This is a genomic window from Streptomyces sp. NPDC050610, assembly GCF_040654875.1.
Lineage (GTDB): Bacteria > Actinomycetota > Actinomycetes > Streptomycetales > Streptomycetaceae > Streptomyces.
The window spans coordinates 25928-49535 of sequence record NZ_JBFAIV010000009.1; the positions used below are offsets into that span (position 1 = coordinate 25928).

Annotated in this window: 19 protein-coding genes; 5 read left to right on the plus strand and 14 right to left on the minus strand. The window is 72.0% G+C overall.

The annotated features are described in order from the left end of the window. Positions 1 to 418 precede the first annotated feature (418 nt). Entirely contained in the window at positions 419 to 1603 is a 1185-nt protein-coding gene (locus tag AB0I22_RS13705) for an NAD-dependent formate dehydrogenase (RefSeq protein WP_363130937.1), read from the minus strand. Positions 1604 to 1818: 215 nt separating this feature from the next. After that, positions 1819 to 2748 carry a LysR family transcriptional regulator gene (locus AB0I22_RS13710; protein ID WP_363130938.1) on the minus strand — a complete coding sequence of 310 codons (930 nt, stop codon included), beginning with the start codon at positions 2746 to 2748 and terminating at the stop codon, positions 1819 to 1821. Positions 2749 to 2875: 127 nt separating this feature from the next. Between AB0I22_RS13710 and AB0I22_RS13715 the strand changes: the two genes are divergently transcribed. Then, positions 2876 to 3073 (plus strand): Rmf/CrpP family protein, encoded by a 198-nt coding sequence (locus AB0I22_RS13715; protein ID WP_363130939.1) that lies wholly within the window; start codon positions 2876 to 2878, stop codon positions 3071 to 3073. Between the two features lie 10 nt (positions 3074 to 3083). Here AB0I22_RS13715 and AB0I22_RS13720 read toward each other — a convergent pair whose 3' ends face one another. Both AB0I22_RS13720 and AB0I22_RS13725 read right to left on the minus strand, forming a co-directional pair. Then, positions 3084 to 3503 (minus strand): RidA family protein, encoded by a 420-nt coding sequence (locus AB0I22_RS13720; RefSeq protein WP_363130940.1) that lies wholly within the window; start codon positions 3501 to 3503, stop codon positions 3084 to 3086. A 97-nt stretch (positions 3504 to 3600) separates the two neighbouring features. Continuing rightward, positions 3601 to 4824, minus strand: a complete 1224-nt coding sequence (locus tag AB0I22_RS13725; RefSeq protein WP_363130941.1) for an acyl-CoA dehydrogenase family protein — start codon at positions 4822 to 4824, stop codon at positions 3601 to 3603. A gap of 119 nt (positions 4825 to 4943) precedes the next feature. Here AB0I22_RS13725 and AB0I22_RS13730 point away from each other — a divergent pair, with 119 nt between their 5' ends. Beyond that, entirely contained in the window at positions 4944 to 6581 is a 1638-nt protein-coding gene (locus tag AB0I22_RS13730; RefSeq protein WP_363130942.1) for an AMP-binding protein, read from the plus strand. Then, complete coding sequence (locus AB0I22_RS13735; RefSeq protein ID WP_363130943.1) at positions 6574 to 7401, plus strand: PaaX family transcriptional regulator C-terminal domain-containing protein; 828 nt, start codon at positions 6574 to 6576, stop codon at positions 7399 to 7401. Before AB0I22_RS13730 ends, AB0I22_RS13735 begins: the two co-directional genes overlap by 8 nt. A 79-nt stretch (positions 7402 to 7480) precedes the next feature. On the opposite strand, the gene AB0I22_RS13740 is transcribed toward AB0I22_RS13735, so the two are convergent. Both AB0I22_RS13740 and AB0I22_RS13745 read right to left on the minus strand, forming a co-directional pair. Beyond that, complete coding sequence (locus tag AB0I22_RS13740) at positions 7481 to 9853, minus strand: bifunctional salicylyl-CoA 5-hydroxylase/oxidoreductase (RefSeq protein ID WP_363130944.1); 2373 nt, start codon at positions 9851 to 9853, stop codon at positions 7481 to 7483. Next, on the minus strand, positions 9838 to 10671 hold the full coding sequence (locus tag AB0I22_RS13745; protein WP_363130945.1) for an enoyl-CoA hydratase family protein: 834 nt from the start codon (positions 10669 to 10671) through the stop codon (positions 9838 to 9840). Before AB0I22_RS13745 ends, AB0I22_RS13740 begins: the two co-directional genes overlap by 16 nt. A 333-nt stretch (positions 10672 to 11004) precedes the next feature. Here AB0I22_RS13745 and AB0I22_RS13750 point away from each other — a divergent pair, with 333 nt between their 5' ends. Continuing rightward, a complete protein-coding gene (locus tag AB0I22_RS13750; protein ID WP_363130946.1) occupies positions 11005 to 11430 on the plus strand; it encodes an ATP-binding protein in 426 nt (141 codons plus the stop codon). Here AB0I22_RS13750 and AB0I22_RS13755 read toward each other — a convergent pair. The 6 genes from AB0I22_RS13755 to mmuM form a co-directional block, all read right to left on the minus strand. Next, a complete protein-coding gene (locus tag AB0I22_RS13755; protein ID WP_363130947.1) occupies positions 11408 to 12874 on the minus strand; it encodes an amino acid permease in 1467 nt (488 codons plus the stop codon). The genes AB0I22_RS13750 and AB0I22_RS13755 overlap by 23 nt on opposite strands. 176 nt (positions 12875 to 13050) lie before the next feature. After that, positions 13051 to 14070 carry an ornithine carbamoyltransferase gene (argF, locus tag AB0I22_RS13760; protein WP_363130948.1) on the minus strand — a complete coding sequence of 340 codons (1020 nt, stop codon included), beginning with the start codon at positions 14068 to 14070 and terminating at the stop codon, positions 13051 to 13053. 124 nt (positions 14071 to 14194) lie between these two features. Then, a complete protein-coding gene (locus tag AB0I22_RS13765; RefSeq protein ID WP_363130949.1) occupies positions 14195 to 15418 on the minus strand; it encodes an arginine deiminase in 1224 nt (407 codons plus the stop codon). Positions 15419 to 15780: 362 nt separating this feature from the next. Beyond that, a complete protein-coding gene (locus tag AB0I22_RS13770; protein WP_363130950.1) occupies positions 15781 to 18396 on the minus strand; it encodes a polynucleotide kinase-phosphatase in 2616 nt (871 codons plus the stop codon). Next, entirely contained in the window at positions 18393 to 20000 is a 1608-nt protein-coding gene (locus tag AB0I22_RS13775; RefSeq protein WP_363130951.1) for a 3' terminal RNA ribose 2'-O-methyltransferase Hen1, read from the minus strand. The genes AB0I22_RS13770 and AB0I22_RS13775 overlap by 4 nt, the downstream gene beginning before the upstream one ends. 62 nt (positions 20001 to 20062) lie before the next feature. Continuing rightward, positions 20063 to 21076: a homocysteine S-methyltransferase gene (mmuM, locus tag AB0I22_RS13780; RefSeq protein ID WP_363130952.1), complete on the minus strand. Its 1014-nt coding sequence runs from the start codon at positions 21074 to 21076 to the stop codon at positions 20063 to 20065. A gap of 60 nt (positions 21077 to 21136) precedes the next feature. On the opposite strand from mmuM, the gene AB0I22_RS13785 reads away from it, so the two are divergent. Next, complete coding sequence (locus AB0I22_RS13785; RefSeq protein ID WP_363130953.1) at positions 21137 to 22060, plus strand: LLM class F420-dependent oxidoreductase; 924 nt, start codon at positions 21137 to 21139, stop codon at positions 22058 to 22060. 454 nt (positions 22061 to 22514) lie between these two features. Here AB0I22_RS13785 and AB0I22_RS13790 read toward each other — a convergent pair whose 3' ends face one another. Both AB0I22_RS13790 and AB0I22_RS13795 read right to left on the minus strand, forming a co-directional pair. Next, a complete protein-coding gene (locus AB0I22_RS13790; RefSeq protein WP_363130954.1) occupies positions 22515 to 23000 on the minus strand; it encodes a DUF6099 family protein in 486 nt (161 codons plus the stop codon). Positions 23001 to 23116: 116 nt separating this feature from the next. Next, positions 23117 to 23530 (minus strand): nucleotide pyrophosphohydrolase, encoded by a 414-nt coding sequence (locus tag AB0I22_RS13795; protein ID WP_363131125.1) that lies wholly within the window; start codon positions 23528 to 23530, stop codon positions 23117 to 23119. Between the last annotated feature and the right edge of the window lie 78 nt (positions 23531 to 23608).

The following is a 23608-nucleotide window of genomic DNA, read 5'->3' on the forward strand; positions in this document are numbered from 1 at the left end:
ATCAAGTTGCACCCTAAATCCCAAAGAAATAGTCAAGAAAGACACATGCCTGGCAAGGCTGCACGCTCTGGGTAGGCGACGGGTTTTCTCGCGACCGGCATCATCGCCGGACTGTCACTGGCCTCGGGCTACCTCACGGGCGGCTCGGCCGGCGGCAAGCGGCACATGGACATGGTCGTCCGCTGGTCGGATGGTTCGGTCACCCTTTATCAGGGCGCCGATCACAAGGACCCGAAGTACCCGTTCTCGACGCAGTATCAGCTCGCGCAGGCGGGGAGCACCTGGCAGTACGCGCGGGCGATCACCGGGGGCATGGGGGCGCCAGGTCCAGTGCTCGGATGTTTGCGCGCGCAGCACAGCGGGCCGGGTGGCTGGTGTGCCGTCCGGCCCGTTCTGCCTGCGGGAGGGGTGGTGAGGGTTACGCGCTGACGCCCGGGGCCGTGCCGCCGCCTGCTGTGTACGAGGCCGCGCCGGTGCCGGCCAGGCTGCCGCCGTCGACGATGAGGTATTCGTCGCGGATCGGGCGCTCGGCCAGGAAGTCCTCCAGGATCTCGCGGGTGCCCGCGGCGTACCGGGCCTGGGCGGAGAGCGTGGTGCCGGAGACGTGCGGGGTCATGCCGTTGTGGGGGGCGGTGCGCCAGGGGTGGTCGGCGGGGGCGGGCTGCGGGTACCAGACGTCGCCCGCGTAGCCCGCCAGCTGGCCGGACTTGAGGGCGGCGGTCACCGCGTCCTGGTCGACGATCTGGGCGCGGGCGGTGTTGATGATGTACGAGCCGCGCTTCATGCTGCCGATGAGCTTCTCGTCGAAGAGGCGCTCGGTCTCCGGGTGCAGCGGGCAGTGGATGGACACCACGTCGACGGCGCGGGCCAGCGACTGCGCGTCCGGGTGGTACGTCAGCCCCAGCTCCTCCTCGATCTCGCGCGGCAGTTGGCGCTTGTCGGTGTAGTGAAGGTTGACGTCGAACGGCGCGAGGCGGCGCAGTACCGCGATGCCGATCCGGCCGGCGGCTATGACGCCGACGTTCATGCCTTCCAGGTCGTACGCGTTGGTCACGCAGTCGGCGATGTTCCAGCCGCCCTCGGCCGCCCACTTGTGGGAGGGGAGGTAGTTGCGGACCAGCGCGAGGATCTGCATCACCGCGTGTTCCGCGACGCTGATGCTGTTGCTGTACGTCACCTCCGCCACGGTCATGCCGCGCTCGATGGCCGCGTCCAGGTCCACGTGGTCCGAACCGATGCCCGCGGTGATGGCGAGCTTGAGGTTGGGGGCCTTCGCGATGCGCGCCTTGGAGAGGTAGGCGGGCCAGAACGGCTGGGAGATGACGACATCGGCGTCGGGGAGTTCGCGCTCCAGCTCGGAGTCCGGTCCCTCCTTGTCGGAGGTGACGACGAGGGTGTGGCCGCGCTCTTCGAGGAACTTGCGGAGGCCGAGTTCGCCCGAGACGCTGCCGAGCAGTTCGCCGGGGGTGAAGTCCACGGCGTCGGGGGTGGGCGTGGTCTGACCGCCGGGGTAGCCGTTCACGGCCGGAATGTCGTCGCGAGCGTACTTCGGCGGAAAACCGTCCACCGGGTCCGGGTACAGAACACACACGATCTTGGCCATCATTACTCCTGTGGAAGCAGTCGGATGTTCATCCGGCGGTGCGCCGAATTCCGAACTGATTCCACCCTGGCCCCGTTCCGGAGCACCGTCAAAGAGGCATTTTGGAATACCTGATAAGTTCGGCCTATCACGGTCGGGAAGGGTCGCGTAGGCCCTGCTTCATGGCCTCCGGACCTCGTGAGGTCGTGGGGTCCTGGGCTCGTGGGGTCGTGGGCTCACGGCGTCAGCGAGTCCGTCGGCAAGCGTTCCAGCACCGCCGCCACATCCGTCTTGCGCGCCAGCTCCGCCAGCGCCCTCGCCATCACCGACCCCGGCTCCCGCACCGTGGTCACCAGCCCCATCGGCACCGTGTGGTCCGGCTCCACCAACGGCAGCACCCGCATCCCGCGCGGCACGCCGAAGACGTGCAGCCAGGCGTACGGCACGACACCCACCCAGCGGCCCGTTCTGACGTGGGCGAACAGGGACGCCACCGAATCGGTCTCCACCTCCGGCTCCGCCCGCGCACCCGCCGCCTCGAAGATCTCGTCCAGCACACGGCGGCCCTGCATCGTGCCGACCAACAGGCACAGCGGCAGCCGGGCCGCCTCCGCCCACGTCGCGCTACGGGCTCCGGGGCGACCCACGGCCGTACCGGTCAGCAGCACATAGCGCTCCCGATAAAGCGGCACCACCTGAAATTTCTCCGAAATTCCGGCGCGCAGATAAGTAATTCCGGCGTCGATCTCGAAATCCTGGATCTTACTGAGCACGTCCTCCGATCTGAGATCGGAGAGAACGCGCACGCTCGCCAGCGGATGTTCCGTGCAGAAAGGCTCCGTGAGCAGCGATACGGCCGTCGAGGCGGTCGGCACGGAACCGATGCGGAGTTGTCCGCTGAGGCCCGTGCGCAGGGCGTCGACCTCGTCGGTGAGGGCGTCGCGATCGGCGAGGATGCGCTGGGCCCACAGGACGATGCGTTCGCCCTCCGGCGTGAGGCTCTCGAACTTCCGGCCCCGGCGGACCAGGGGCACGCCGAGTTCGTCCTCCAGCTTCCGTACGGCCTCGGAAAGGGCCGGCTGGGAGACATAGCACGCCTGCGCGGCGCGGGCGAAGTGCCGCTCGCGCGACAGCGCCACCAGATATTCGAGTTGGCGAAACAGCACCTTCCTGGTCTACCCGATCATGAGGGGAGACGCCAAACTTATGTACGACACCGGGCGGAACGGGTCGCGGCGAATCGGGCCGCGACGAGACACGACGGGCCGGGTCGGAATCGGGAGGCGGAGATCAATGGCGGCACGCGGCGAATTGGTGGCGGCGCTCAAGGAAGGGCGGCTGGCCCACGAGCTGGGCGAGGGCAGCGCGGACTGCCCGTACCCGGCCGGCCACCCCCTGCGGGCCCCCTGGCTGCGCGGCTTCGCCGCCGCCCGCTCCCAGGGCGAGGAGGGATCGGAGGGCGGCGAGGGCGCGGCGGGCGGGGACAAGTGACCCGCGTCGCTCACGGCAGGACCGCGATGCCGTCCAGCTCCACCATCGCCTGTTCGTCCCAGAGCCTCGCCGCCCCGATGACGGCCATCGCCGGGTAGTCGCTACCGGCCAGCCTCCGCCATACGCGGCCGAGTTCGGGCGCGTGCGCGCGGTACTCGGCCACGTCCGTGGCGTACACCGTGACGCGGGCGAGCTGGTCGGGCCGCCCGCCCGCCGCACGCAGGGCCGCCAGCAGATTGGTCAGCGCCTGCTCGAACTGCGTCGCCAGGCCGCCTTCGATGACCTTGCCGTCCCCGTCGAGGGCGGTCTGCCCGGCCAGGAAGACGAGCCGGCCGCCCGTGGCGGTCACGGCGTGCGTGAATCCGGTGGGCGGGGACAGCTCCGCCGGGTTGATCCGCACCAGCTCCTGCTCAGCGGCCTCGTCCTTCATCGGTCATCGGTCCTCTCCTTCTCGGGACTTTCTCAGGACTGTCTCGGAGCTTTCTCCGGACTCTCTCGGGGCTTTCCAAGGGGCTTTCTCGGGACTCTCACCGCGGCTCCCCGCCCGGCTCGGAACCGGCCTTGGCCCCAACCTCGACCTCGGCCCCAGCCCCGGCCCCAGCCCCAAAACCGACCCCCGCCCGCCCCCGATACAGCTCCTTGGCGATGATCGTCCGCTGCACCTCGCTCGCCCCCTCGTAGATGCGCGGCGCGCGCACCTCCCGGTAGAGGTGTTCCAGCAGATGGCCGTGGCGCAGCGCACGCGCGCCGTGGAGCTGGACGGCGGCGTCCACCACGTACTGGGCCGTCTCGGTGGCGAGCAGCTTGGCCATGGCGGAGCTGCTCGCGACGCCGGGCGCCCCCGCGTCGTACGCCGCGGCGGCCGCGTACACGAGCAGCCGTGCGGCCTCGGTGCGGGTGGCCATCTCGGCGAGCTGGTGGGAGACGGCCTGGAGGTCCTTGAGGGGGCCGCCGAAAGCCTGCCGCTCCCCCGCGTGGCGCACCGCCGCGTCGAGCGCGGCCTGGGCCATGCCGATCGCGAACGCGCCGACGCTGGGCCGGAAGAGGTTGAGCGTGCGCATGGCGACGCGGAAGCCGGCGTCGGCCTCGCCGAGCAGGTCGTCGCGGGTGACGGGGACGGCGTCGAAGGCGAGGGTGCCGATGGGGTGCGGGCTGAGCATGTCGAGCGGCGCGCCGGTGAGGCCGGGGCGGTCGGCGGGTACGACGAAGGCGGTCACGCCGCGGGCTCCCGCGCCCTCGGTCGTACGGGCGAAGACGGTGCAGAAGTCGGCCTCGGGGGCGTTGGAGATCCAGCACTTCTCACCGGTAAGCCGCCACCGGCCGGGGCCGTCCGGGTCGGCGCGCAGGGCCAGGGCGGCGGCGTCGGACCCGGCGTCGGGCTCGCTGAGCGCGAAGGCGGCGACCGCGCGGCCCGCGACGACCTCCGGCAGCCAGCGGGCGCGCTGTTCGGCGGTCCCGGAGAGGGCGACGGGGTACGCGCCGAGGCCCTGGAGGGCGAGGGCCGTCTCGGCCTCGGTGCATTCGGCGGCGAGTGATTCGCGCAGCAGGCAGAGGTCCATGGCGCGTACGGGCCCCTCGGCGGGGAAGACCCGTGCCAGCAGCCCCAGTTCGCCCAGGGCGGCGACGAGCGGCCGGTTGACGCGGCCGGGGGTGCCGTCGGAGGCGAGTGGGCGGAGCTGTCCGGCGGTGAGGGCGCGCAGTTCGGCGCACCACTGTCGCTGGTGCGGCTCCAGTGCGAAGGGGGTGGTCACCGGGCGCCTCCTTTATCGCGGTCTGTTGACTGCCGTCACCAAGACGTTACGCTGACATCGGATCGTCGCTGCCTGCAAGACCCCCACTTCCCTTTTCGGCGCAAGGGGGCGCATGCGTCATGGAGCTCAGTCCTTCGGCCCACGTCGACACCTTTCCGCGCGATCACCTGCCGCCCGCCGACGAGTGGCCGGAGCTGCTCCACGAGCCGCCCGCGCCGCAGTACCCCGAACGGCTCAACTGCGGCGCCGAACTCCTCGACGCCACCGTGCGGCGGCTCGGCCCGGACTCCGGGCGCCCGGCCGTGCTGGACGGGGCGGGCGGCGTCTGGTCGTACGACGAGCTGCGCGGCCATGTCGACCGGATAGCGCACGTACTCACCGCCGATCTCGGGGTGGTGCCCGGCAACCGGGTGCTGTTGCGCGGGCCCACCTCGCCGTGGTTGGCGGCCTGCTGGCTCGCGGTGATGAAGGCGGGCGCGGTGGCCGTCACGGTGCTGGCCGCGCAGCGCTCCGCCGAGCTGGCGACGATCTGCGGGATCGCCCGCATACGGCACGCGCTGTGCGACGCCGGCTGCCTCGACGATCTCGCGCGGGCGGACGTGCCGGGGCTGCGCGTCACGGCGTTCGACGGCGAGGGCCCCGACGACCTGCTGCGGCTGGCCGACGGCAAGCCCGCGTCGTACGAGCCGGTGGCGACCGCCGCCGACGACGTGGCGCTGATCGCCTTCACCTCGGGCACGACGGGCCGGCCCAAGGGCTGTATGCACTTCCACCGCGATGTGCTGGCCATCGCCGACACCTTCTCGGCACACGTGCTGCGGCCCCGGCCCACCGACGTGTTCGCGGGCAGCCCGCCGCTGGGCTTCACCTTCGGGCTGGGCGGACTGGTGATCTTCCCGCTGCGCGCGGGCGCCTGCGCGCTGCTCGTGGACCGCGCCGGCCCCGAACGGCTGCTCGCCCACATCGAGGAACACCGCGTCTCCGTGCTGTTCACCGCGCCCACCGCCTACCGCGCGATGCTCGGCAAGCTCGGCTCGTACGACACGTCGTCGCTGCGCCGGTGCGTGTCCGCCGGGGAGAATCTGCCCGCCGCCCTGTGGCGCGACTGGCACCGGGCCACCGGCCTGCGCGTCATCAACGGCATAGGGGCGACCGAGATGCTGCACATCTTCATCTCGGCCGCCGACGACGACATCCGGCCGGGCACGACGGGCGTCGCCGTGCCCGGGTTCCAGGCGCGGGTGGTCGGGGCGGACGGGCGGCCGGTGGCGGACGGCTCGCCGGGGCTGCTCGCGGTGCGCGGGCCCACGGGCTGCCGCTATCTGGCGGACGAACGCCAGCGCGGGTACGTACAGGGCGGCTGGAATCTGACGGGCGACACCTACGTCCGCGAACCCGACGGCTACTTCCGCTACGTGGCGCGCGCCGACGACATGATCATCTCGGCCGGGTACAACATCGCGGGCCCCGAGGTCGAGGACGCGCTGGCCCTCCACCCCGATGTGGCCGAGGTGGCGGTGGTGGGGCGGCCGGACGAGGAGCGCGGAGAGATCGCCGTCGCCCATGTGGTGCTCCGGCCGGGCGTGGCGGGCACCGCGGAGACCGTGGCCGCGCTCCGCGAGTTCACCAAGAAGCAGATCGCGCCCTTCAAGTGTCCGCGCGACATCGTGTTCGTCGAGGCGCTGCCCCGCACGCCGACCGGCAAGCTCCAGCGCTTTCGGCTGCGCGGCGGCGCTTTACAGTTTCCCCGTGACTGACCAGCACGCTCCCCGTTCCCTCATCGTCACGTTCTACGGCGCGTACGGGCGCGGGGACGCCCACTCCCCCGCCGGCCCGGTGCCGGTCGCCGCCCTCATCCGGCTGCTGGGCGCCGTGGGCGTGGACGCGCCCTCGGTGCGGTCGGCGGTCTCCCGGCTGAAGCGGCGCGGACTGCTCGTCGCGGACCGTACGGAGAGCGGGGCGGCCGGCTACGCGCTCTCCCCCGACGCCCGGCAACTGCTCGACGACGGCGACCGGCGCATCTACACCCGGCCCCCTGCACGCTGCGGCGACGGCTGGCTCCTCGCGGTCTTCTCGGTGCCGGAGGAGGAGCGCAACAAGCGGCATCTGCTGCGTTCGCGGCTGGCCCGGCTGGGGTTCGGCACGGCGGCGCCGGGGGTGTGGATCGCCCCGGCGCACGTCCACGACGAGACGCGGCACACCTTGGAGCGGCTGGGGCTGGCCGGCTATGTGGACCTCTTCCGGGGCGAGCACGCCGGGTTCGAACCGACGGCCGCGGCGGTCGCGCGGTGGTGGGACCTGGCCGGGCTGGCCAAGCGGCACCAGGCCTTTCTGGACGCGCACGAGCCGGTGCTGGACCGCTGGACGCGCCGCCGGGTCGTACCGCCCGCGGACGCCTACCGGGACTACCTGCTGGCGCTGGACTCCTGGCGGCGGCTGCCCTACGCGGACCCGGGGCTGCCGCCCGCGCTGCTGCCGCCGGACTGGCCGGGCGCGCGGGCGGCCGACGTGTTCGGCGCGCTGCACCGCAAGCTGCGCGACGCGGGCGCGGTGTACGCGGCGCAGTGGCTGCTTTGACGGCCCGTCATGTCTTGACTCCCCGTCATGTCTTGACTTCCCGTCATGTCTTGACTTCCCGTCGCGTCCTGACGGCCCGTCACGTGTGGAGGGTGAGCCTCGGCTTGGGGCCGTCCGTGCGGCCCGTCGGAGGTGTGCGGCTCCCCGCCCGATAGGGCAGGGGCCAGGGCGCGCCGGGGCCCGTATAGGACTGGTCGGCGGCGGCGTGCAGGGTCCACTGCGGGTCGTAGAGGTGCGGGCGGGCCAGGGCGCAGAGGTCGGCACGGCCCGCCAGGACAAGGGAGTTGACGTCGTCCCAGGAGGAGATGGCGCCCACCGCGACGACCGGTACGCCCAGCGTGTTGCGTATCCGGTCGGCATACGGCGTCTGGTACGAGCGGCCGAAGTCCGGGGCCTCGTCGGGGACGACCTGGCCGGTGGAGACGTCGATGGCGTCGGCGCCGTGGGCCGCGAAGGCGCGGGCGGTCTCGACGGCGTCGTCCCCGGTGGTGCCGCCCTCGGCCCAGTCGGTCGCGGAGATGCGGACGGTCATAGGCTTCTCGGCGGGCCATACGGCCCGTACGGCGTCGAACACTTCGAGGGGGTAGCGCAGCCGGGCTGCGAGGTCCCCGCCGTAGGCGTCGGTGCGCCGGTTGGTGAGCGGGGAGAGGAAGGAGGAGAGCAGGTAGCCGTGCGCGCAGTGGAGTTCCAGGAGGTCGAACCCGGCGCGGTCGGCGGCCTCGGCGGATCGTACGAACTGCTCGCGTACGGCCGCCAGTCCGGCGTGGTCGAGCGCGTGCGGGGTCTGGTTGACGCCGGGGCGGTACGGCAGTGGCGAGGGCGCCTCCAGCGGCCAGTTGCCGTCCGGCAGGGGCTGGTCGATGCCGTCCCACATGAGGCGGGTGGAGCCCTTGCGGCCGGAGTGGCCTATCTGGGCGCCGATGGCGGTGCCGGGCGCGCTCGCGTGCACGAAGTCGGTGACGCGCCGCCAGGCCCGCTCGTGCTCGGGCGCGTACAGGCCGGCGCAGCCCGGGGTGATGCGGCCCCGCTCGCTGACGCAGATCATCTCGGTCATGACCAGGCCCGCGCCGCCGAGGGCGCGGGCGCCGAGGTGGACGAGGTGGAAGTCGCCGGGCACGCCGTCCTCGGCGCTGTACATGTCCATCGGCGAGACGACGACGCGGTTGCGCAGGGTCAGCCCGCGCAGGGCCAGGGGCGTGAACATGGGCGGCGTGCCGGGCGGCACGGCCGCTTCGCGCTCGACGGAGCCGACGAACTCCGCGTCGCGCAGCCGCAGGTTGTCGTGGGTGACGCGGCGGCTGCGGGTGAGGAGGTTGAAGGCGAACTGGCGGGGCGGCTGGCCGGCGTAGACCGCGAGGTCCTCGAACCATTCGAGGCTGGCGCGGGCCGCGCGCTGGGTGGACTGCACGACGGGGCGGCGCTCGGCCTCGTACGCGGCGAGCGCCTCGGCGACGGTGGGCCGCTCGGTGAGGCAGGCGGCGAGCGCGAGGGCGTCCTCGACGGCGAGCTTGGTGCCGGAGCCGATGGAGAAGTGCGCGGTGTGCGCGGCGTCGCCGATCAGGACGGTGTGGCCGTGCGACCAGTGCTCGTTGACGACCGTGCGGAAGGCGGTCCAGCTGGAGTTGTTGCCGCGCAGCGGGCGGCCGCCGAGAGTGTCGGCGAAGAGCTTGCCGCACTGGTCGATGGAGCCCTGTTCGTCGCAGCGGTCGAGGCCGGCGGCGCGCCAGACCTCTTCGCGCATCTCGACGATGACGGTGGAGGCGCCGGCGCCGCCCGCCTCGGAGCGGGCGTAGGGGTAGCCGTGCAGCTGGACGATGCCGTGTTCCGTCTCGGCGGTCTCGAAGCGGAAGGCGTCGAAGGCGAAGTCGGCGGCGAGCCAGATGTAGCGGCAGCGGTGCGTGGTCACGCGCGGCCGGAAGGCGTCGCGGTGGGCGTCGCGGGTGAGGCTGTGCACCCCGTCGGCGGCGATGACCAGGTCGTACGAGCGGGCCAGCGCGGCGGCGGGCGGCGCCTGCGTACGGAAGCGCAGCTCGACGCCGAGCGAGGCGCACCGCTCGTGCAGGATCTCCAGAAGCCGGCGGCGGCCGAGGGCGGCGAAGCCGTGGCCGCCGGAGCGCTGGACGGTGCCGCGGTGGACCACGTCGATGTCGTCCCAGCGCACGAACTCGTCTTGCAGCGCGCGGTAGACGACGGGGTCGGCGTGTTCGATGCCGCCGAGCGTCTCGTCGGAGAGGACGACGCCGAAGCCGAAGGTGTCGTCGGGGGCGTTGCGCTCCCAGACGGTGATCTCGCGCCGGGGGTCGAGGCGCTTGAGCAGGGCGGCGGCGTAGAGGCCGCCGGGGCCGCCGCCGATGACGGCGATACGGGTGGCGGCTGCCGCTGCCGGTCCCGCTGCTCCTCCCGGTCCTCCCGTTCCGGCCGTTCCCGCCGCGGCCACTACCGCCCCTGCCATTTCGGCGGGCGCTTCTCGGCGAACGCGGCGTGGAACTCGGCGTAGTCGGCGCTGTTCATCAGCAGCGCCTGGGTCGCCGCGTCCATCTCGACGGCGGCGGACAGCGGCATGTCGAGTTCGGCGGTGAGCAGCGCCTTGGTCTGCGCGTAGGCGAGGGCGGGGCCCTCGGCGAGGCGGCGGGCGAGGGTGGCGGCCGCGGCCGGGGCCCGCCCCTCGTCGACCAGCTCGCTGATCAGGCCGATCCGCTCGGCCTCCGGGGCGCGTACCGGCTCGCCGAGCATCAGCAGCCGGGTCGCGTGCCCGAGGCCGACGACGCGCGGCAGCAGATAGGCGGCGCCCATGTCGCCGCCGGATAGCCCGACGCGGGTGAACAGGAACGCGAAGCGGGCGGACGGGTCGGCGACCCGGAAGTCCGCGGCCAGGGCGAGGACGGCGCCCGCGCCCGCGGCGACGCCGTGCACCGCGGCGACCACGGGGAAGGGGCATTCGCGCAGCGCCCGTACGACCTGGCCGGTCATCCGGTTGAAGTCGAGGAGCTCGCCCGTGTCCATGGCCAGGGTGGCGCCGATGATGTCGTCGACGTCGCCGCCGGAGCAGAAGCCGCGGCCCTCGCCGCCGAGCACGAGGCTCCGTACGGAACCGTCGCGGGCCAGCTCCGGGAGGAGGTCGCGGAGATCGGCGTAGGCGCCGAAGGTGAGGGCGTTGAGCTTCTCGGGGCGGGCGAGGGTGACGGTCGCGACGCCGTTGTCGAGGGAGAGGCGCAGATGCCGCCACTCCTCGGCTTCGGTGCGGTGCGCGGAACCGGTGAACGGACTCATGGAGCACGGCCTCCTTCAGCCGGACGGCTGGTGCTGCCTGCCTTCCGAAGTTATCACCGAAGCGTGACCGTCGTCACGAGTGCGCGATACCGGGACTGGATACTGGGGCGCGATACCGGGACTGGATACCGGGGCGCGATACCGGGGCGGTGCGGCCTCCAGGCAGCGGGGCCGATGCCGGGCCGATATCGAGCCGATTCCGAGAGGGCCGGAAGTCCCATAAGCCGCGGACCGGGGACTCTGACACCACCAGCGCCCGTTTCGTACTGTTGAAGGCGGAAAGAGTCCACCCACGACTCCTTCCTCACGTCCTTCGACGAACGGACCGATACGTTGCCCGACACCGCCCGCCCGGCCTTCTGGCGCATCTTCCTGCCGCACACCACGGCCGCCGTGCCGATCGCACGCGCTCTGATCCGCAGTGCGCTCACGGACATCGAGGCGGCGGCGGACAGCGACACGGCGGAGCTGCTCACGGCGGAGCTGGTGGCCAACGCGGTGGAGCACACGGGCGGCGACCACCCGATAGAGCTGGTGGTGGAGCTGCTGGAGACCGGCTGCCAGGTCGAGGTGCACGACCGCGACCCGGCCCCGGTCGGCGGCCTGGACAGCCGCGTCCCCGCGCCGTCGCCCTCGCCGGACAGCCTCGACGAGCACGGCCGGGGCCTGCTGCTGATCCGTACGCTGAGCGCGGCGTCCGGCTACCGCGCCACGGAGCACGGCAAGGCCGTCTGGTTCACTCTCCGCCCGGCGTGCTGACGCCCGCGCCCACCGGGACCCGGGGGCCGTCCGCACCCGCCTTGGCGGCGCCGATGCGCGAGCGGGGACGCCCGTAGCAGACGTACACGAGCGCGCCGACCGCCAGGAAGGCGGCGAACTGCGCCCAGGTCGCCGGCCCCGTCCCGTACATCAGATACAGGCAGAAGCCGACGCCCAGCAGCGGCGTGAGCGGGAAGAGCCGGGCCCGGAAGGGCCGCGGCAGATCGGGGCGCGTGCGGCGCAGCGCGATCACGGCGACGTTGACCACGGCCATGACGGCGAGGGTGCCGATGGTGGTCAGGTTCAGCACCACGTCCAGCGGTACGAACGCGGCGGGCACCGCGAAGACCACGGCGACGATCCAGGTGCCCGCGACGGGCGTCGAGGTCTTCGGGGAGATGCGCTCGAAGACGCGCGGGATCAGGCCGTCGCGGGACATGGACATGAGGATGCGGGTCTGCCCGTACATCACCGCCAGCACGACGGAGGCGATGGCGACGACGGCGCCGAAGGCGATGACGCCGCCGCCGAGGGTCGAGCCGGTGACCTGGTTGACGATGAGCGAGAGGGCCGCGGGCCGGTCGGCCACGGCGTCGGCGGACATCGCGCCGACGGCGGCGAAGGCGACCAGGCAGTAGAGCAGCGTGACGACGCCGATGCAGATCATGATCGCCAGCGGGATGGTGCGCCGCGGGTTCTTGACCTCCTCACCTGCCGTGGTGATCGCGTCGAAGCCGATGTACGAGAAGAACGCGACCGAGGCGCCGGAGGTGACCCCGGCGATGCCGTGGGAGGCGAACGGCGAGAGATGGCCGGCCTTGAACGCGGTGAACGCGATGGCGCAGAAGAGGACGAGCACGGCGATCTTCAGTACGGCCATGAACGCGGTCGCCCGCGCGCTCTCCCGCACCCCGCGCACCAGCAGCGTCGCGGCGAGCAGCATCACCACGACGGCGGGGAGGTTGACGACGCCGCCCTCGCCGGGGGCGTTGGACAGGGCGGCGGGCAGCTGGTGGCCGGTGAGCCCGGCGAGCAGCTCGTTCAGATACTGGCCCCAGCCGACCGCGACGGCGGATACCGAGACGCCGTACTCCAGCAGCAGGCACCAGCCGATCAGGAAGGCCGCGCCCTCGCCGAGCGTCGCGTAGGCGTACGAGTAGGAGGAGCCGGAGACGGGGATCGCGCCGCCCAGCTCCGCGAAGGAGAAGGCGGTGAAGACGCAGGTCACGGCGGCGATCACAAAGGAGACCGCGGCCGCCGGGCCGGCTTGGGAGACGGTGTCGGAGAGGCCGACGAAGATGCCGGTGCCGACGATCGCACCGACGCCGAAGCACACGAGCTGGAAGAGGCCCATGGTGCGCTTGAGGCCATGCCCTTCGAGGTCCGCGCCGGACTCGGCTATGAGCAGATCGGGGGACTTGACGCGTAGTCGGGACGGGGGCATGGGGTGGTTCTCTTCTCTGGTCGTGCACAAGCGGGTGGGGTCCGGGCACGCAGGCCCGGACCCCACCGAATAGGTGAATAGTAACCGCAATCGATGCATGATCGCCCGTTGGGGCGTATGGCTATGCGGACGCCGGTGTGGTGGTGCGGCGCGCTGCGGTTACGCGGTCGCGGCGGTTACGCGGTCGCGGCGTCCCCGCCGCCCAGCGTCGCGACCAGTACGGCCTTGATGGTGTGCATGCGGTTCTCGGCCTCGTCGAAGACGACGGAGTGCCCGGACTCGAAGACCTCGTCGGTGACCTCCAGGGAGGTCAGCCCGTGCTGCTCGTAGATCTCCTGGCCGACCTTGGTGCCGAGGTCGTGGAAGGCGGGCAGGCAGTGCAGGAACTTCACGTCGGGGTTGCCGGTGGCGCGCAGCACGTCCATGGTCACGGCGTACCGGGAGAGCAGCTTGATCCGCTCCTCCCACACCTCCTTGGGCTCGCCCATCGACACCCAGACGTCGGTGGCGACGAAATCCGCGCCGCGCACGCCCTCGGCGACGTCCTCGGTGAGCGTGACGCGCGCGCCGGAGCCCTCGGCCAGCCGCCGCGCCTCGGCCACGACCTCGTCCGTCGGCCACATCCGGCGCGGCGCGACGATCCGCACGTCCATCCCGAGCAGGGCGCCGGTGACGAGGTAGGAGTTGCCCATGTTGTAGCGGGCGTCGCCCAGATAGGCGAACGCGACCTGTTCCAGCGGCTTCGCGGTGTGCTCGACGACCGTGAGCACGTCGGCCAGCATCTGGGTGGGGTGCCACTCGTCGGTGAGCCCGTTGAAGACGGGGACGCCCGCGTACCGCCCCAGCTCCTCGACGATCTCCTGGCCGTTCCCCCGGTACTCGATCCCGTCGAACATCCGGCCCAGCACGCGCGCCGTGTCCTTCACCGACTCCTTGTGCCCGATCTGCGAACCGGCCGGGTCGAGATAGGTCGTGGACGCGCCCTGGTCGGCGGCGGCCACCTCGAAGGCGCAGCGGGTGCGAGTGGAGGTCTTCTCGAAGATCAGGGCGATGTTCTTGCCGCGGAGCCGCTGCTCCTCGGCACCGGCGCGCTTGGCGGCCTTGAGCTCCGCGGCCAGCTCGACCAGGCCGCGGAACTCCTCGGCTGTGAAGTCCAGCTCCTTGAGGAAGTGGCGGCCCGTGAGATCTATCGCCATGGGGTGGGCTCCTCGGTCACGACTACAGGGAATTACGGAAGTCTATACGACGCACCGTATATGGATGCGGCGGTCCGACCTGGACGTCTGCGCGCGAGTGCCGGTACCAGGCTTCTCGGCCGGGCTATACAGGGTCTCTCTCCACCGGGCAGCTCATACAGCGCGGGCCGCCCCGCCCCCGGCCCAGCTCGCTGCCGGGGATCGTGATGACCTCGATCCCGTGCTTGCGCAGAAACGTGTTGGTGGTCGCGTTCCGCTCGTACGCGACCACCACGCCCGGCTCGATGGCCAGCACGTTGCAGCCGTCGTCCCACTGCTCGCGCTCCGCCGCGTGCACGTCCTGCGTCGCCGTCAGCACCCGGATCGCGTCCAGCCCGAGCGCCGCCGCGATGGCCCGGTGCATATGGCCCGGCGGATGGTCGGTGACCTTGAGGTCCAGCTCGCCCGCGCCCGGCTCGATCGTGTACGAACGGAGCATCCCGAGCCCCGCGTACTGGGTGAAGGTGTCCCCGTCCACCATCGTCATCACGGTGTCCAGGTGCATGAACGCCCGGCCCTTCGGCATGTCCAGAGCCACGATCGTACGGGCCGACCCGGCCGCGAAGAGCCCGCGCGCCAGCATCTCCACCGCCTGCGGAGTGGTCCGCTCACTCATCCCGATGAGCACCGCCCCATCGCCGATGACCAGCACGTCTCCGCCCTCGATGGTGGACGGATAGGACGCCTGCCCCTCCGACCAGACGTTAAAATCGGCGCTCGCGAAGAGCGGGTGGTGCCGGTAGACGGCCTCGTAGTGGACCGTCTCGTGCCAGCGGGCCGGCCAGCGCATCGCGTTGATGCAGACCCCGTCGTAGACCCAGGCCGAGGCGTCGCGGGTGAAGAGGTGGTTGGGCAGCGGATTGAGCAGGAAGTCGTCCAGCTCCATCGCGTGGAACCGCACGGACACCGGCTCGGCGTACCCGGCCAGGAACTCCCGCTTCGTCATCCCCCCGACCAGCGCCTCGGTCAGCTCGGGCACCGACAGCTCGTCGAAGGCGGCACGCAGCGGGCCGGTGGCGAGCGGCCCGTACTCCTTCTCGTCGAAGACCCGGTCCAGTACGAGCGTACGAGCCGCCGGCACCGTCAGGCTCTCGGCGAGGAGGTCCTGGAAGAGGTGCACCTCGACGCCGCGGTCGCGCAGCACGTCGGCGAAGCCGTCGTGCTCGGCACGGGCGCGGCGCACCCACAGGACGTCGTCGAAGAGCAGGGCGTCCTTGTTGGACGGCGTGAGGCGCTTCAGCTCCAGGTCGGGGCGGTGCAGGATGACGCGGCGCAGCCGCCCGGCCTCGGAGTCGACGTGGAATCCCATGCGCCCATCCTGGCCCGAACCAGCCGAGATCACTCGGCGCACGACGCGCCACGTTCCGGCTCGGGCCCGGAGGGGGGCAGGGGTGGAGTGGGGTTGAGCGGGGTGGCATGGGGGCGCCGGCTTGCCGGATGGTGGGGCGGGCAGGGCGGGGCGGCTCGCGGGTGGGGGTGCGGGTCTCGGGGCCTGCCCGGGGGCGGGGGTCGGGGATCGCCGGGGACGCCAGGGCCACCGGGGACGCCGGGGCCGCCGGGGCCGCCGGGGCCGCCGAAGGGGCAGAGCCGTCCGACGCGTCGGAGCTGCTGGAGCTGCTGGAACTGCTGGAACTGCCGGAGCTCTCGGACGCGTCGGAGCCGTCTGTCACGTCAGAGCCGGGGGTCGACCGGCTCCGATTCCAGGGCCAGTACCGCGAACACCGCCTCGTGCACCCGCCACAGCGGTTCGCCGTCCGCCATCCGGTCCAGCGCCTCCAGACCGAGCGCGTACTCGCGCAGGGCCAGCGAGCGCTTGTGCCCCAGGTGTCGTACGCGCAGCCGGTCCAGGTTCTCCGGGCGCGTGTACTCCGGCCCGTAGACGATGCGCAGGTACTCGCGGCCGCGGCACTTGACGCCGGGCTGGGTGAGTCTGCCGTCCGCCCGGCGCCGATAGGCCTGGAGCGGTTTGACGACCATGCCCTCGCCGCCCGCCGCGGTCAGGTCGAGCCACCACCGCACGCCGTCGGCGACCGACGCCTCGTCCTCCGTGTCGACGACGAGCCGGCGGGTACGGGTCAGCAGCCCGCCACCACCGTTCCGCTCGCCCTGGTCGGCGTCCTGGTCGGCGTCGACGAGGCGGTCCAGCCACGCCAGCTGCTCGTCGTGCGGCACCGCGGCGAGGCTGCGGCCCTCGGCGGCCAGGATCTGGAACGGCGCGAGCCGCACGTCGGCCAGGCTCTCGACGGGCCAGCAGTAGCGCCGGTACGCCTCGGTGAAGGCCGCCGCGTCGGCGGCCCGTTCGCGCTGGAGGCCGAGGAGGCCGGACACGTCCGCGCCGCGCGCCGCCGCGGACTCCAAGGCCGCCAGCGCGCCCGGGAAGACGGCGCGGGAGGCCGCGCCGACGGCCGCGTACTGGTTACGGAGCAGCCCGCCGGACTTCAGGGACCACGGCATCAGCTCCGCGTCGAACAGCAGCCAGCCGGTGGCGAGCTCCTCCCACAGGCCCGCCACGTCGACGGCGCTCCGCAGCCGCGCGAGGACCGCCTCGGTCCGCGCCGGATCGTCGAAGAACGGCCGTCCGGTGCGCGTGTGCACGGCCCCCGTCACACCGTCTGCCGCGCCGAAGCGCTCCCGCGCGGTGTCCTGGTCGCGGCAGAGCAGCACCACGGCCCGCGACCCCATGTGCTTCTCCTCGCACACCACGTGGCGCACGCCGTCCGAGCGGTAACCGGCGAAGGCTTCCGCCGGGTGCTCCAGGTAGCCGTCCTCCTTCGAGGTCACGCAGGGCGCCATGGTGGGCGGCAGATAGGCGAGCAGCCGCGGGTCGATCGCGAAGCGGCTCATGACCTCCAGCGCGGCGGCGGCGTTCTCCTCCTTCACCGCTATCCGGCCCGCGTGCCGGGTCTCCACGGCCCGCCGGCCGGCGACGTCGGCGAGGTCGAGCGGCCGGCCGTCGGCGCCGCCGGGCGCCTCGGAGGCGAGCGGCCTGGCCGGCTCGTACCAGACCTGCTCGGCCGGCACGTCGACCAGCTCGCGCTCGGGCCAGCGCAGAGCGGTCATCTTGCCGCCGAAGACGGCGCCGGTGTCGAGGCAGATGGTGTTGTTGATCCAGGAGGTGTTCGGTACGGGCGTGTGACCGTAGACGACGACGGCGCGGCCCCGGTACTCCTCCGCCCACGGGTAGCGCACAGGCAGGCCGAACTCGTCGGTCTCCCCGGTCGTGTCCCCGTACAGCGCGTGCGAGCGGACCCGGCCGGAGGTGCGACCGTGGTACTTCTCGGGCAGCCCGGCGTGGCAGACGACGAGTCCCCCGCCGTCGAGCACGTAATGGCTGACCAGCGACTCGATGAAGGAGCGGACCTCCGCGACGAAGGCGTCGTCCTCCTTCTCCAGCTGCTCGACGGTCTCGGCGAGCCCGTGGGTGTGCTGGACCTTGCGGCCCTTCAGGTACCGGCCGAGCTTGTTCTCGTGGTTGCCGGGCACGCACAGCGCGTGGCCGGCGGCGACCATGCCCATGACGAGGCGGAGCACGCCGGGGCTGTCCGGGCCGCGGTCCACGAGGTCGCCGACGAAGACGGCCGTACGGCCGTCGGGGTGCGCGGCGTCCACCGGCCGGCCCGCGCCGTCCCGCTCGACGGCGTACCCGAGCTTGCCGAGCAGCGTCTCCAGCTCGGAGCGGCAGCCGTGGATGTCGCCGATGATGTCGAACGGCCCGGTGCGGTGCCGCAGGTCGTTGTAGCGCCGCTCCAGGGTGATCTCGGCGGCCTCCGCCTCCTCCGCGCCGCGCAGGACGTGCACCTTGCGGAACCCCTCGCGCTCCAAGTGGCGCAGGGAGCGGCGCAGTTCGCGCTGGTGGCGCTGGATGACATGGCGGGGCATCCCGGCCCGGTCGGGGCGTGCCGCGTTGCGCTCCGCGCAGACCTCCTCGGGCATGTCGAGGACGATGGCCACCGGCAGCACGTCGTGCTCGCGGGCCAGCCGTACGAGCTGGCCGCGGCTCTCCGCCTGGACGCTGGTGGCGTCGATGACGGTGAGCCGGCCGGCCGCCAGGCGTTTGCCCGCGATGTAGTGCAGGACGTCGAAGGCATCCCGGCTGGCGCCCTGGTCGTTCTCGTCGTCGCTGACCAGACCGCGGCAGAAGTCGGAGGAGAGGACCTCGGTGGGCTTGAAGTGGCGGGCCGCGAAGGTGGACTTGCCGGAGCCGGTGGCGCCGATGAGGACCACGAGGGAGAGGTCGGGCACGGCGAGAGTGCGCTTGGCGCGAGTATCGGTTTCGATGCCGGTCATGCTGCCTTCTCCTCCTTCTTCTTCTCGGTCTTGTCCCGCTCGTCGTTCCTGGCCGGCTCGCCGCTCCTGGCCGGCTCGTCGTTCCTGGCCTGCTTTTCGTTCCTGGCCTGTTTCTCGGTCGAGTCGCGCTTGTCGGTGGTCGCGCCCCGCTTGTCGGTCGCTTCCTGCACGTTCATGGTGAACACGGCCAGCTGGGTAGGCGGCCCGACCTCCGGGTCGTCGGGCCCCACCGGCCGGAACCCCACCGCGTAACCGTGCCGCTCGGCCACGCCCTCGGCCCATGTGCGGAACTCCGCGCGCGTCCACTCGAAGCGGTGGTCGCCATGGCGCACATGCCCGGCGGGCAGGCTCTCCCAGCGCACGTTGTACTCGACGTTGGGCGTGCTCACCAGCACGGTCCCCGGCCTGGCCGCACCGAAGACGGCGTACTCCAGAGCGGGCAGCCGCGGCAGGTCGAGGTGTTCGATCACCTCGCTGAGCACCGCCGCGTCGTACCCCTTGAGCCTGCTGTCGGTGTAGGCCAGGGAACCCTGCATCAGCCGCACCCGCGCGGCCTGCCGTTCGGACATCCGATCCAGCCGCAGCCGCCGCGCGGCCTCCTTGAGCGCCCGCATCGACACGTCGACGCCGACGACATCGGTGAACTGGGCTTCCTTGAGAAGCGCGGCCACCAACTGCCCCTGCCCGCAGCCGAGGTCGAGCACCCGCGCCGCCTTGGCCGCCCGCAGCTCCCCGAGGATCGCCTCGCGGCGCCGCACGGCCAGTGGTACGGGCTTCTCCTCGGTATCGCTCTCCTCGTCCACGGCGTTGTCCAGCTCCTCCGCCTCGCTGCCGTCGGCCTCGGCGAGCCGGGCGAGCTCCAGGCGGTCGAGCGCGTCCCGGGTCAGCCCCTCGCGCCGGGCGAGATAGCGGCTGGTGATGAGGCGCTGCTCGGGGTGGTTCTCCAGCCAGCCCTCGCCGGAGCGCAGCAGCTTCTCGACCTCGTCGGGCGAGACCCAGTAATGCTTGGCGTTGTCGAGCACCGGCAGCAGTACGTACAGCTGGCGCAGTGCGTCGGCCAGCCGCAGCTCGCCCTCCAGCACGAGCCGCACGTACCGCGAGTCGCCCCACTCGGGGAACTGCTCGTCCAACGCCACCGGCTCCGCCGTCACCGCCCAGCCGAGCGGTTCGAACAGCCGGGTCACCAGGTCGCCGGCGCCGCGCGCGGGCAGCGCGGGCACCTCGATCCGCAGCGGCAGCGGCTGCCCGGGCAGCTCGGGGCGGGCACGGCACTGCCCCTTGAGGGCGCTGGAGAACACGGCGCCGATCGCCACGGCGAGCAGCGAAGAGGCCGCGTACGGGCGGTCGTTGACGTACTGCGCGAGGGCCGAGTCGGCCGCCCCGCCGCGCCCCTTGCCCCGGCTCCGCCGCACCAGCGCCACGGCGTCCACCTCCAGCAGCAGCGCCGCCGTGCACCGCTCCGCCGTCGCCTCGGGGTAGAAGACGTGCGCGGTGCCGTACGAGGTGGAGAAGCGCTGCGCGTTGTCGGGATGCTTGTGCAGCAGGAATCCGAGATCGGTCGCGGGGCGCTCAGGGCTGCCGGTAGTGGTGATTGTCAGGAACACATGTGCCATTATCTCCCCCCTCGACCTGCGCTTCTATCTGTTTTCCGATCTGCGCTCCTGATTCAGTTCTCGCCGGCCCCGCCCCCTGGTGCGCGGCCGGTGCCGGTGACAGGACTACTGGTGCTGGGGCCGGCTATGAGCCCTGGGGTGGATTCGCCGTGGGCGGCGTCTCCGGCGATGGTTCGCGCCAGTTCCTCGATCCGGTCCGGGCCGACCCGGCAGCAGCCCCCGATGAGCCGAGCGCCCGCCGCCTGCCACGCCCTGACCCGCGCCGGGTCGAACGTGGGCCTGCCCCGCCAGCTCCGTGCCCGCGCGTCCCATGCCTCCCCGCTGTTCGGATACACCACCACCGGCTTCCCCGTGGTGTGCGCCGCGATCTCCACGGCCCGCTCGGCGTCGTCCGGCTCGCAGCAGTTGACGCCGACCGCGATCACCTGGTCATTGCCCGCCGCCAGGCGGAAGGCGTCCGCCAGCGGCTGCCCGGCGCGAGTGGTCTCCCCCGTCACGGTGTAGCTGAGCCACACGGGCGCCCCGCACCCCTCGACCGCCCGCAGCAGGGCCTCTCCTTCGTCGGTGTCCGGCACGGTCTCCAGGGCGAGAACGTCCGGCTCCGCTTCGGCGAGCGCCGCCACCCGGGGCCGGTGGAACCGCTCCAGTTCCGCCACGCTCAGCCCGTACCGCCCGCGGTACTCACTGCCGTCCGCCAACATCGCGCCGTACGGCCCGACGGACGCGGCGACCCAGACCGCGCCCTCCACGGCGCCGGCCGCCCGCCGGGCCAGCTCCACACTCCGCCGCAACAGCCGCCCCGCCTCGGCGCGCCCGGCCCCGCGCCGCGCGAACCCCTCGTACGTGGCCTGATAACTGGAGGTGATCAGCACCCGCGCACCCGCCCTCGCGTATGCCGTGTGCGCCGCCTCGATCTGCCGCGGGTCGTCGGCGAGGAGGCGCGCCGACCACAGGTCGTCGGAGAGGTCGCAGCCCTGCGCCTCCAGTTGGTTGGACAGTCCGCCGTCGAGGACGAGCGGCCCATGGGCGAGGGCTGCGGCGATCGGGGGAGAGGGAGCAGTGATCATGGGTGGTCCTCGGGCCACGCGGTGGCCGGCTCGCCGGTTCCGCGGGGCAAGATGGGGGGCATGGATCTTCGCATCTTCACCGAACCTCAGCAGGGCGCAACCTACGACACCCTTCTCCGCGTCGCGCAGACCGCGGAGGAGCTGAACTACGGGGCCTTCTTCCGCTCCGACCACTATCTGCACATGGGGAACGTCGACGGTCTGCCCGGTCCGACCGACGCCTGGGTCACGCTGGCCGGGCTCGCCCGCGAGACCAAGCGCATCCGCCTCGGCACCCTGATGACGGCCGGCACCTTCCGGCTGCCGGGCGTGCTCGCCATCCAGGTGGCCCAGGTGGACCAGATGTCCGGCGGCCGAGTGGACTTCGGCCTCGGCTCGGGCTGGTACGCCGAGGAGCACGCGGCGTACGGCATCCCCTTCCCGAAGGAGAAGTTCGGGCGGCTGGAGGAGCAGCTGGAGATCATCACCGGGCTGTGGAACACGCCCGTCGGCGACCGCTACTCCTTCGACGGCACGTACTACCAGCTCACCGACTCACCCGCGCTGCCGAAGCCCGCCCAGCCCCGCATCCCGGTGCTCGTCGGCGGCCACGGCACGAAGCGCACCCCCGCCATCGCCGCGCGTTACGCGGACGAGTTCAACATTCCCTTCGCCTCCCTCGAAGACACGGAGCTGCAGTTCGGTCGGGTGCGGGCGGCGGCCGAGGAGCGGGGACGCAAGGCGTCCGACCTCGTCTACTCCAACGCCCTCGTCGCCTGTGTCGGCAAGGACGACGCGGAGGTCGCGCGCCGGGCCGAGGCGATCGGCCGCAGCGTGGAGGATCTCCGGGAGAACGGGCTCGCCGGGTCCCCGGACGAGGTCGCCGAGAAGATCGGCAAGTTCGAGTCGATCGGGTCGCAGCGGCTCTACCTCCAGATGCTCGACCTGTCGGACCTGGACCACCTGGAGCTGATCGCCGACAAGGTCATGCCGCAGGTGAGCTGACGCGAATAAGCCGTCGCGGATGGGCTGATACAGACAAACTGACGCGGATGAACTGACGACGGTGAGCCGACGTAAGTGAGCTGACGTAGGTGAGCTGACGACGCGGATGAGCTGACGCGGACGGGTTGATGTACGTGGACCGGACCAGACACGTCGGAGCAGGCGGGCCGGACCGGGCGGGTCGTAGCAGGTCAGTCGGAGTCAGCGGGCCGGTGTGGTCGAGCTGACGTGATGGGCCTGATGTGATGGGGCTGACGTGACGGGACTGACGTGAAGGGGTCGGCGAGGTGGTGTCGGCGCGGTTGAGCTGACGCCGCCACCGCCACCGCCACCGCCGTCACCCCCGTCATCACCGCCGCCGAACCTCCTGCGGTTTCGACCGCGTCGGGTTCGTCGGATGCGTCGGGTGCGGGCCGCGCCGCACCCGCGCGGCGCCGGGCCGTACCCGATGCCGCTACCCACCGCACGCGCGTCGCGCCCACGCGTCGTCAGGCCCCCGCTCCCGCACCGCGAAGCGCCTCAGCAGTCCGAGCACCCGGTCGCTGGACTCGTCGGCGGCGTCGATCGCTTCCATGCACTGCCAGTACACGCCGTCCTCGTCAGAGGCGGAGGCGACCGTCACCAGAGCTATTCCCACATCTCCGAGCAGTCCGCCGAGCCCCAGCAGAGCTCGCCGCGGGTCCCGCATCTCGGAGAGCTGCGTGGCCCGCACCCCGCCATCGCGCAGGACGGACTGACGTAACGAACCGCAGGCCCTGCTCCCCGCCTCGCTCAGGCCGCACGCCTCGGCCCGTATCTCCGCCGGCCCCGTGGCCGCCAGATGACTGCCCATCGCCTGGGCCAACGCCTGTACCTGCCACGCCTCCGTGACGATGTCCCGCACGCCGCTGGCTCCTGCCAGGGCGTGCCGTGTGGCTCCGATGAGCCGCAGTGCCTCCATGTTCCGTCCCCACTCTTCGCCGTCCCGACCTCACTACCCAGAGTGATGAATAGTCGCCGGAAAAGCCAGGGGAAAGCAGAAATCTGTGGATACCAGATGCGTTGTGGATAACTCAATCACTCCGGAGAGTGACGAACGGTCGAATCCGGACCGTTCCGCTTCGACTCCTCGGACACCGTGAGCACCGCGGGGAAGCGGTGCTCATTGCGGTCGATCTTCGCCGCCAGCGCCGCCAGCGCGTCGATCCCCAGGACCTCGCAGAACTGCAACAGGTACGCCAGCACGTCCGCGACCTCGTCCTCGACCCGCGCCGCCGACTTCGATTCCTCCATCACCCGCCCGGACTGCTCCGGAGTCAGCCACTGGAAGATCTCCACGAGTTCGGACGCCTCGACGCTCAGCGCCGCCGCCAGGTTCTTGGGCGTATGGAACTGCTGCCAGTCGCGCGCCGCCGCGAACGCGACGAGCCGCCGCTGAAGCGCCCGTACGTCCTCGGCGGTGCCGGAATTGCCGGCCGTACGGGCATCGATGTCGCCAGGTGCGGAGCCGTCGCGCGGCGCAGAGCCATTGTTCGGCGCGGAGCCCTCGCGCGTCGCAGAACCATCGTG

Bases quoted from the DNA above. Each gene is read 5' to 3' on its own strand.
- AB0I22_RS13705 (WP_363130937.1), bottom strand. From the start codon at position 1,603: ATGGCCAAGATCGTGTGTGTTCTGTACCCGGACCCGGTGGACGGTTTT.
- AB0I22_RS13715 (WP_363130939.1), top strand. From the start codon at position 2,876: ATGGCGGCACGCGGCGAATTGGTGGCGGCGCTCAAGGAAGGGCGGCTG.
- AB0I22_RS13720 (WP_363130940.1), bottom strand. From the start codon at position 3,503: ATGAAGGACGAGGCCGCTGAGCAGGAGCTGGTGCGGATCAACCCGGCG.
- AB0I22_RS13730 (WP_363130942.1), top strand. From the start codon at position 4,944: ATGGAGCTCAGTCCTTCGGCCCACGTCGACACCTTTCCGCGCGATCAC.
- AB0I22_RS13740 (WP_363130944.1), bottom strand. From the start codon at position 9,853: ATGGCAGGGGCGGTAGTGGCCGCGGCGGGAACGGCCGGAACGGGAGGA.
- AB0I22_RS13745 (WP_363130945.1), bottom strand. From the start codon at position 10,671: ATGAGTCCGTTCACCGGTTCCGCGCACCGCACCGAAGCCGAGGAGTGG.
- AB0I22_RS13755 (WP_363130947.1), bottom strand. From the start codon at position 12,874: ATGCCCCCGTCCCGACTACGCGTCAAGTCCCCCGATCTGCTCATAGCC.
- argF (WP_363130948.1), bottom strand. From the start codon at position 14,070: ATGGCGATAGATCTCACGGGCCGCCACTTCCTCAAGGAGCTGGACTTC.
- AB0I22_RS13765 (WP_363130949.1), bottom strand. From the start codon at position 15,418: ATGGGATTCCACGTCGACTCCGAGGCCGGGCGGCTGCGCCGCGTCATC.
- AB0I22_RS13770 (WP_363130950.1), bottom strand. From the start codon at position 18,396: ATGACCGGCATCGAAACCGATACTCGCGCCAAGCGCACTCTCGCCGTG.
- mmuM (WP_363130952.1), bottom strand. From the start codon at position 21,076: ATGATCACTGCTCCCTCTCCCCCGATCGCCGCAGCCCTCGCCCATGGG.
- AB0I22_RS13785 (WP_363130953.1), top strand. From the start codon at position 21,137: ATGGATCTTCGCATCTTCACCGAACCTCAGCAGGGCGCAACCTACGAC.
- AB0I22_RS13790 (WP_363130954.1), bottom strand. From the start codon at position 23,000: ATGGAGGCACTGCGGCTCATCGGAGCCACACGGCACGCCCTGGCAGGA.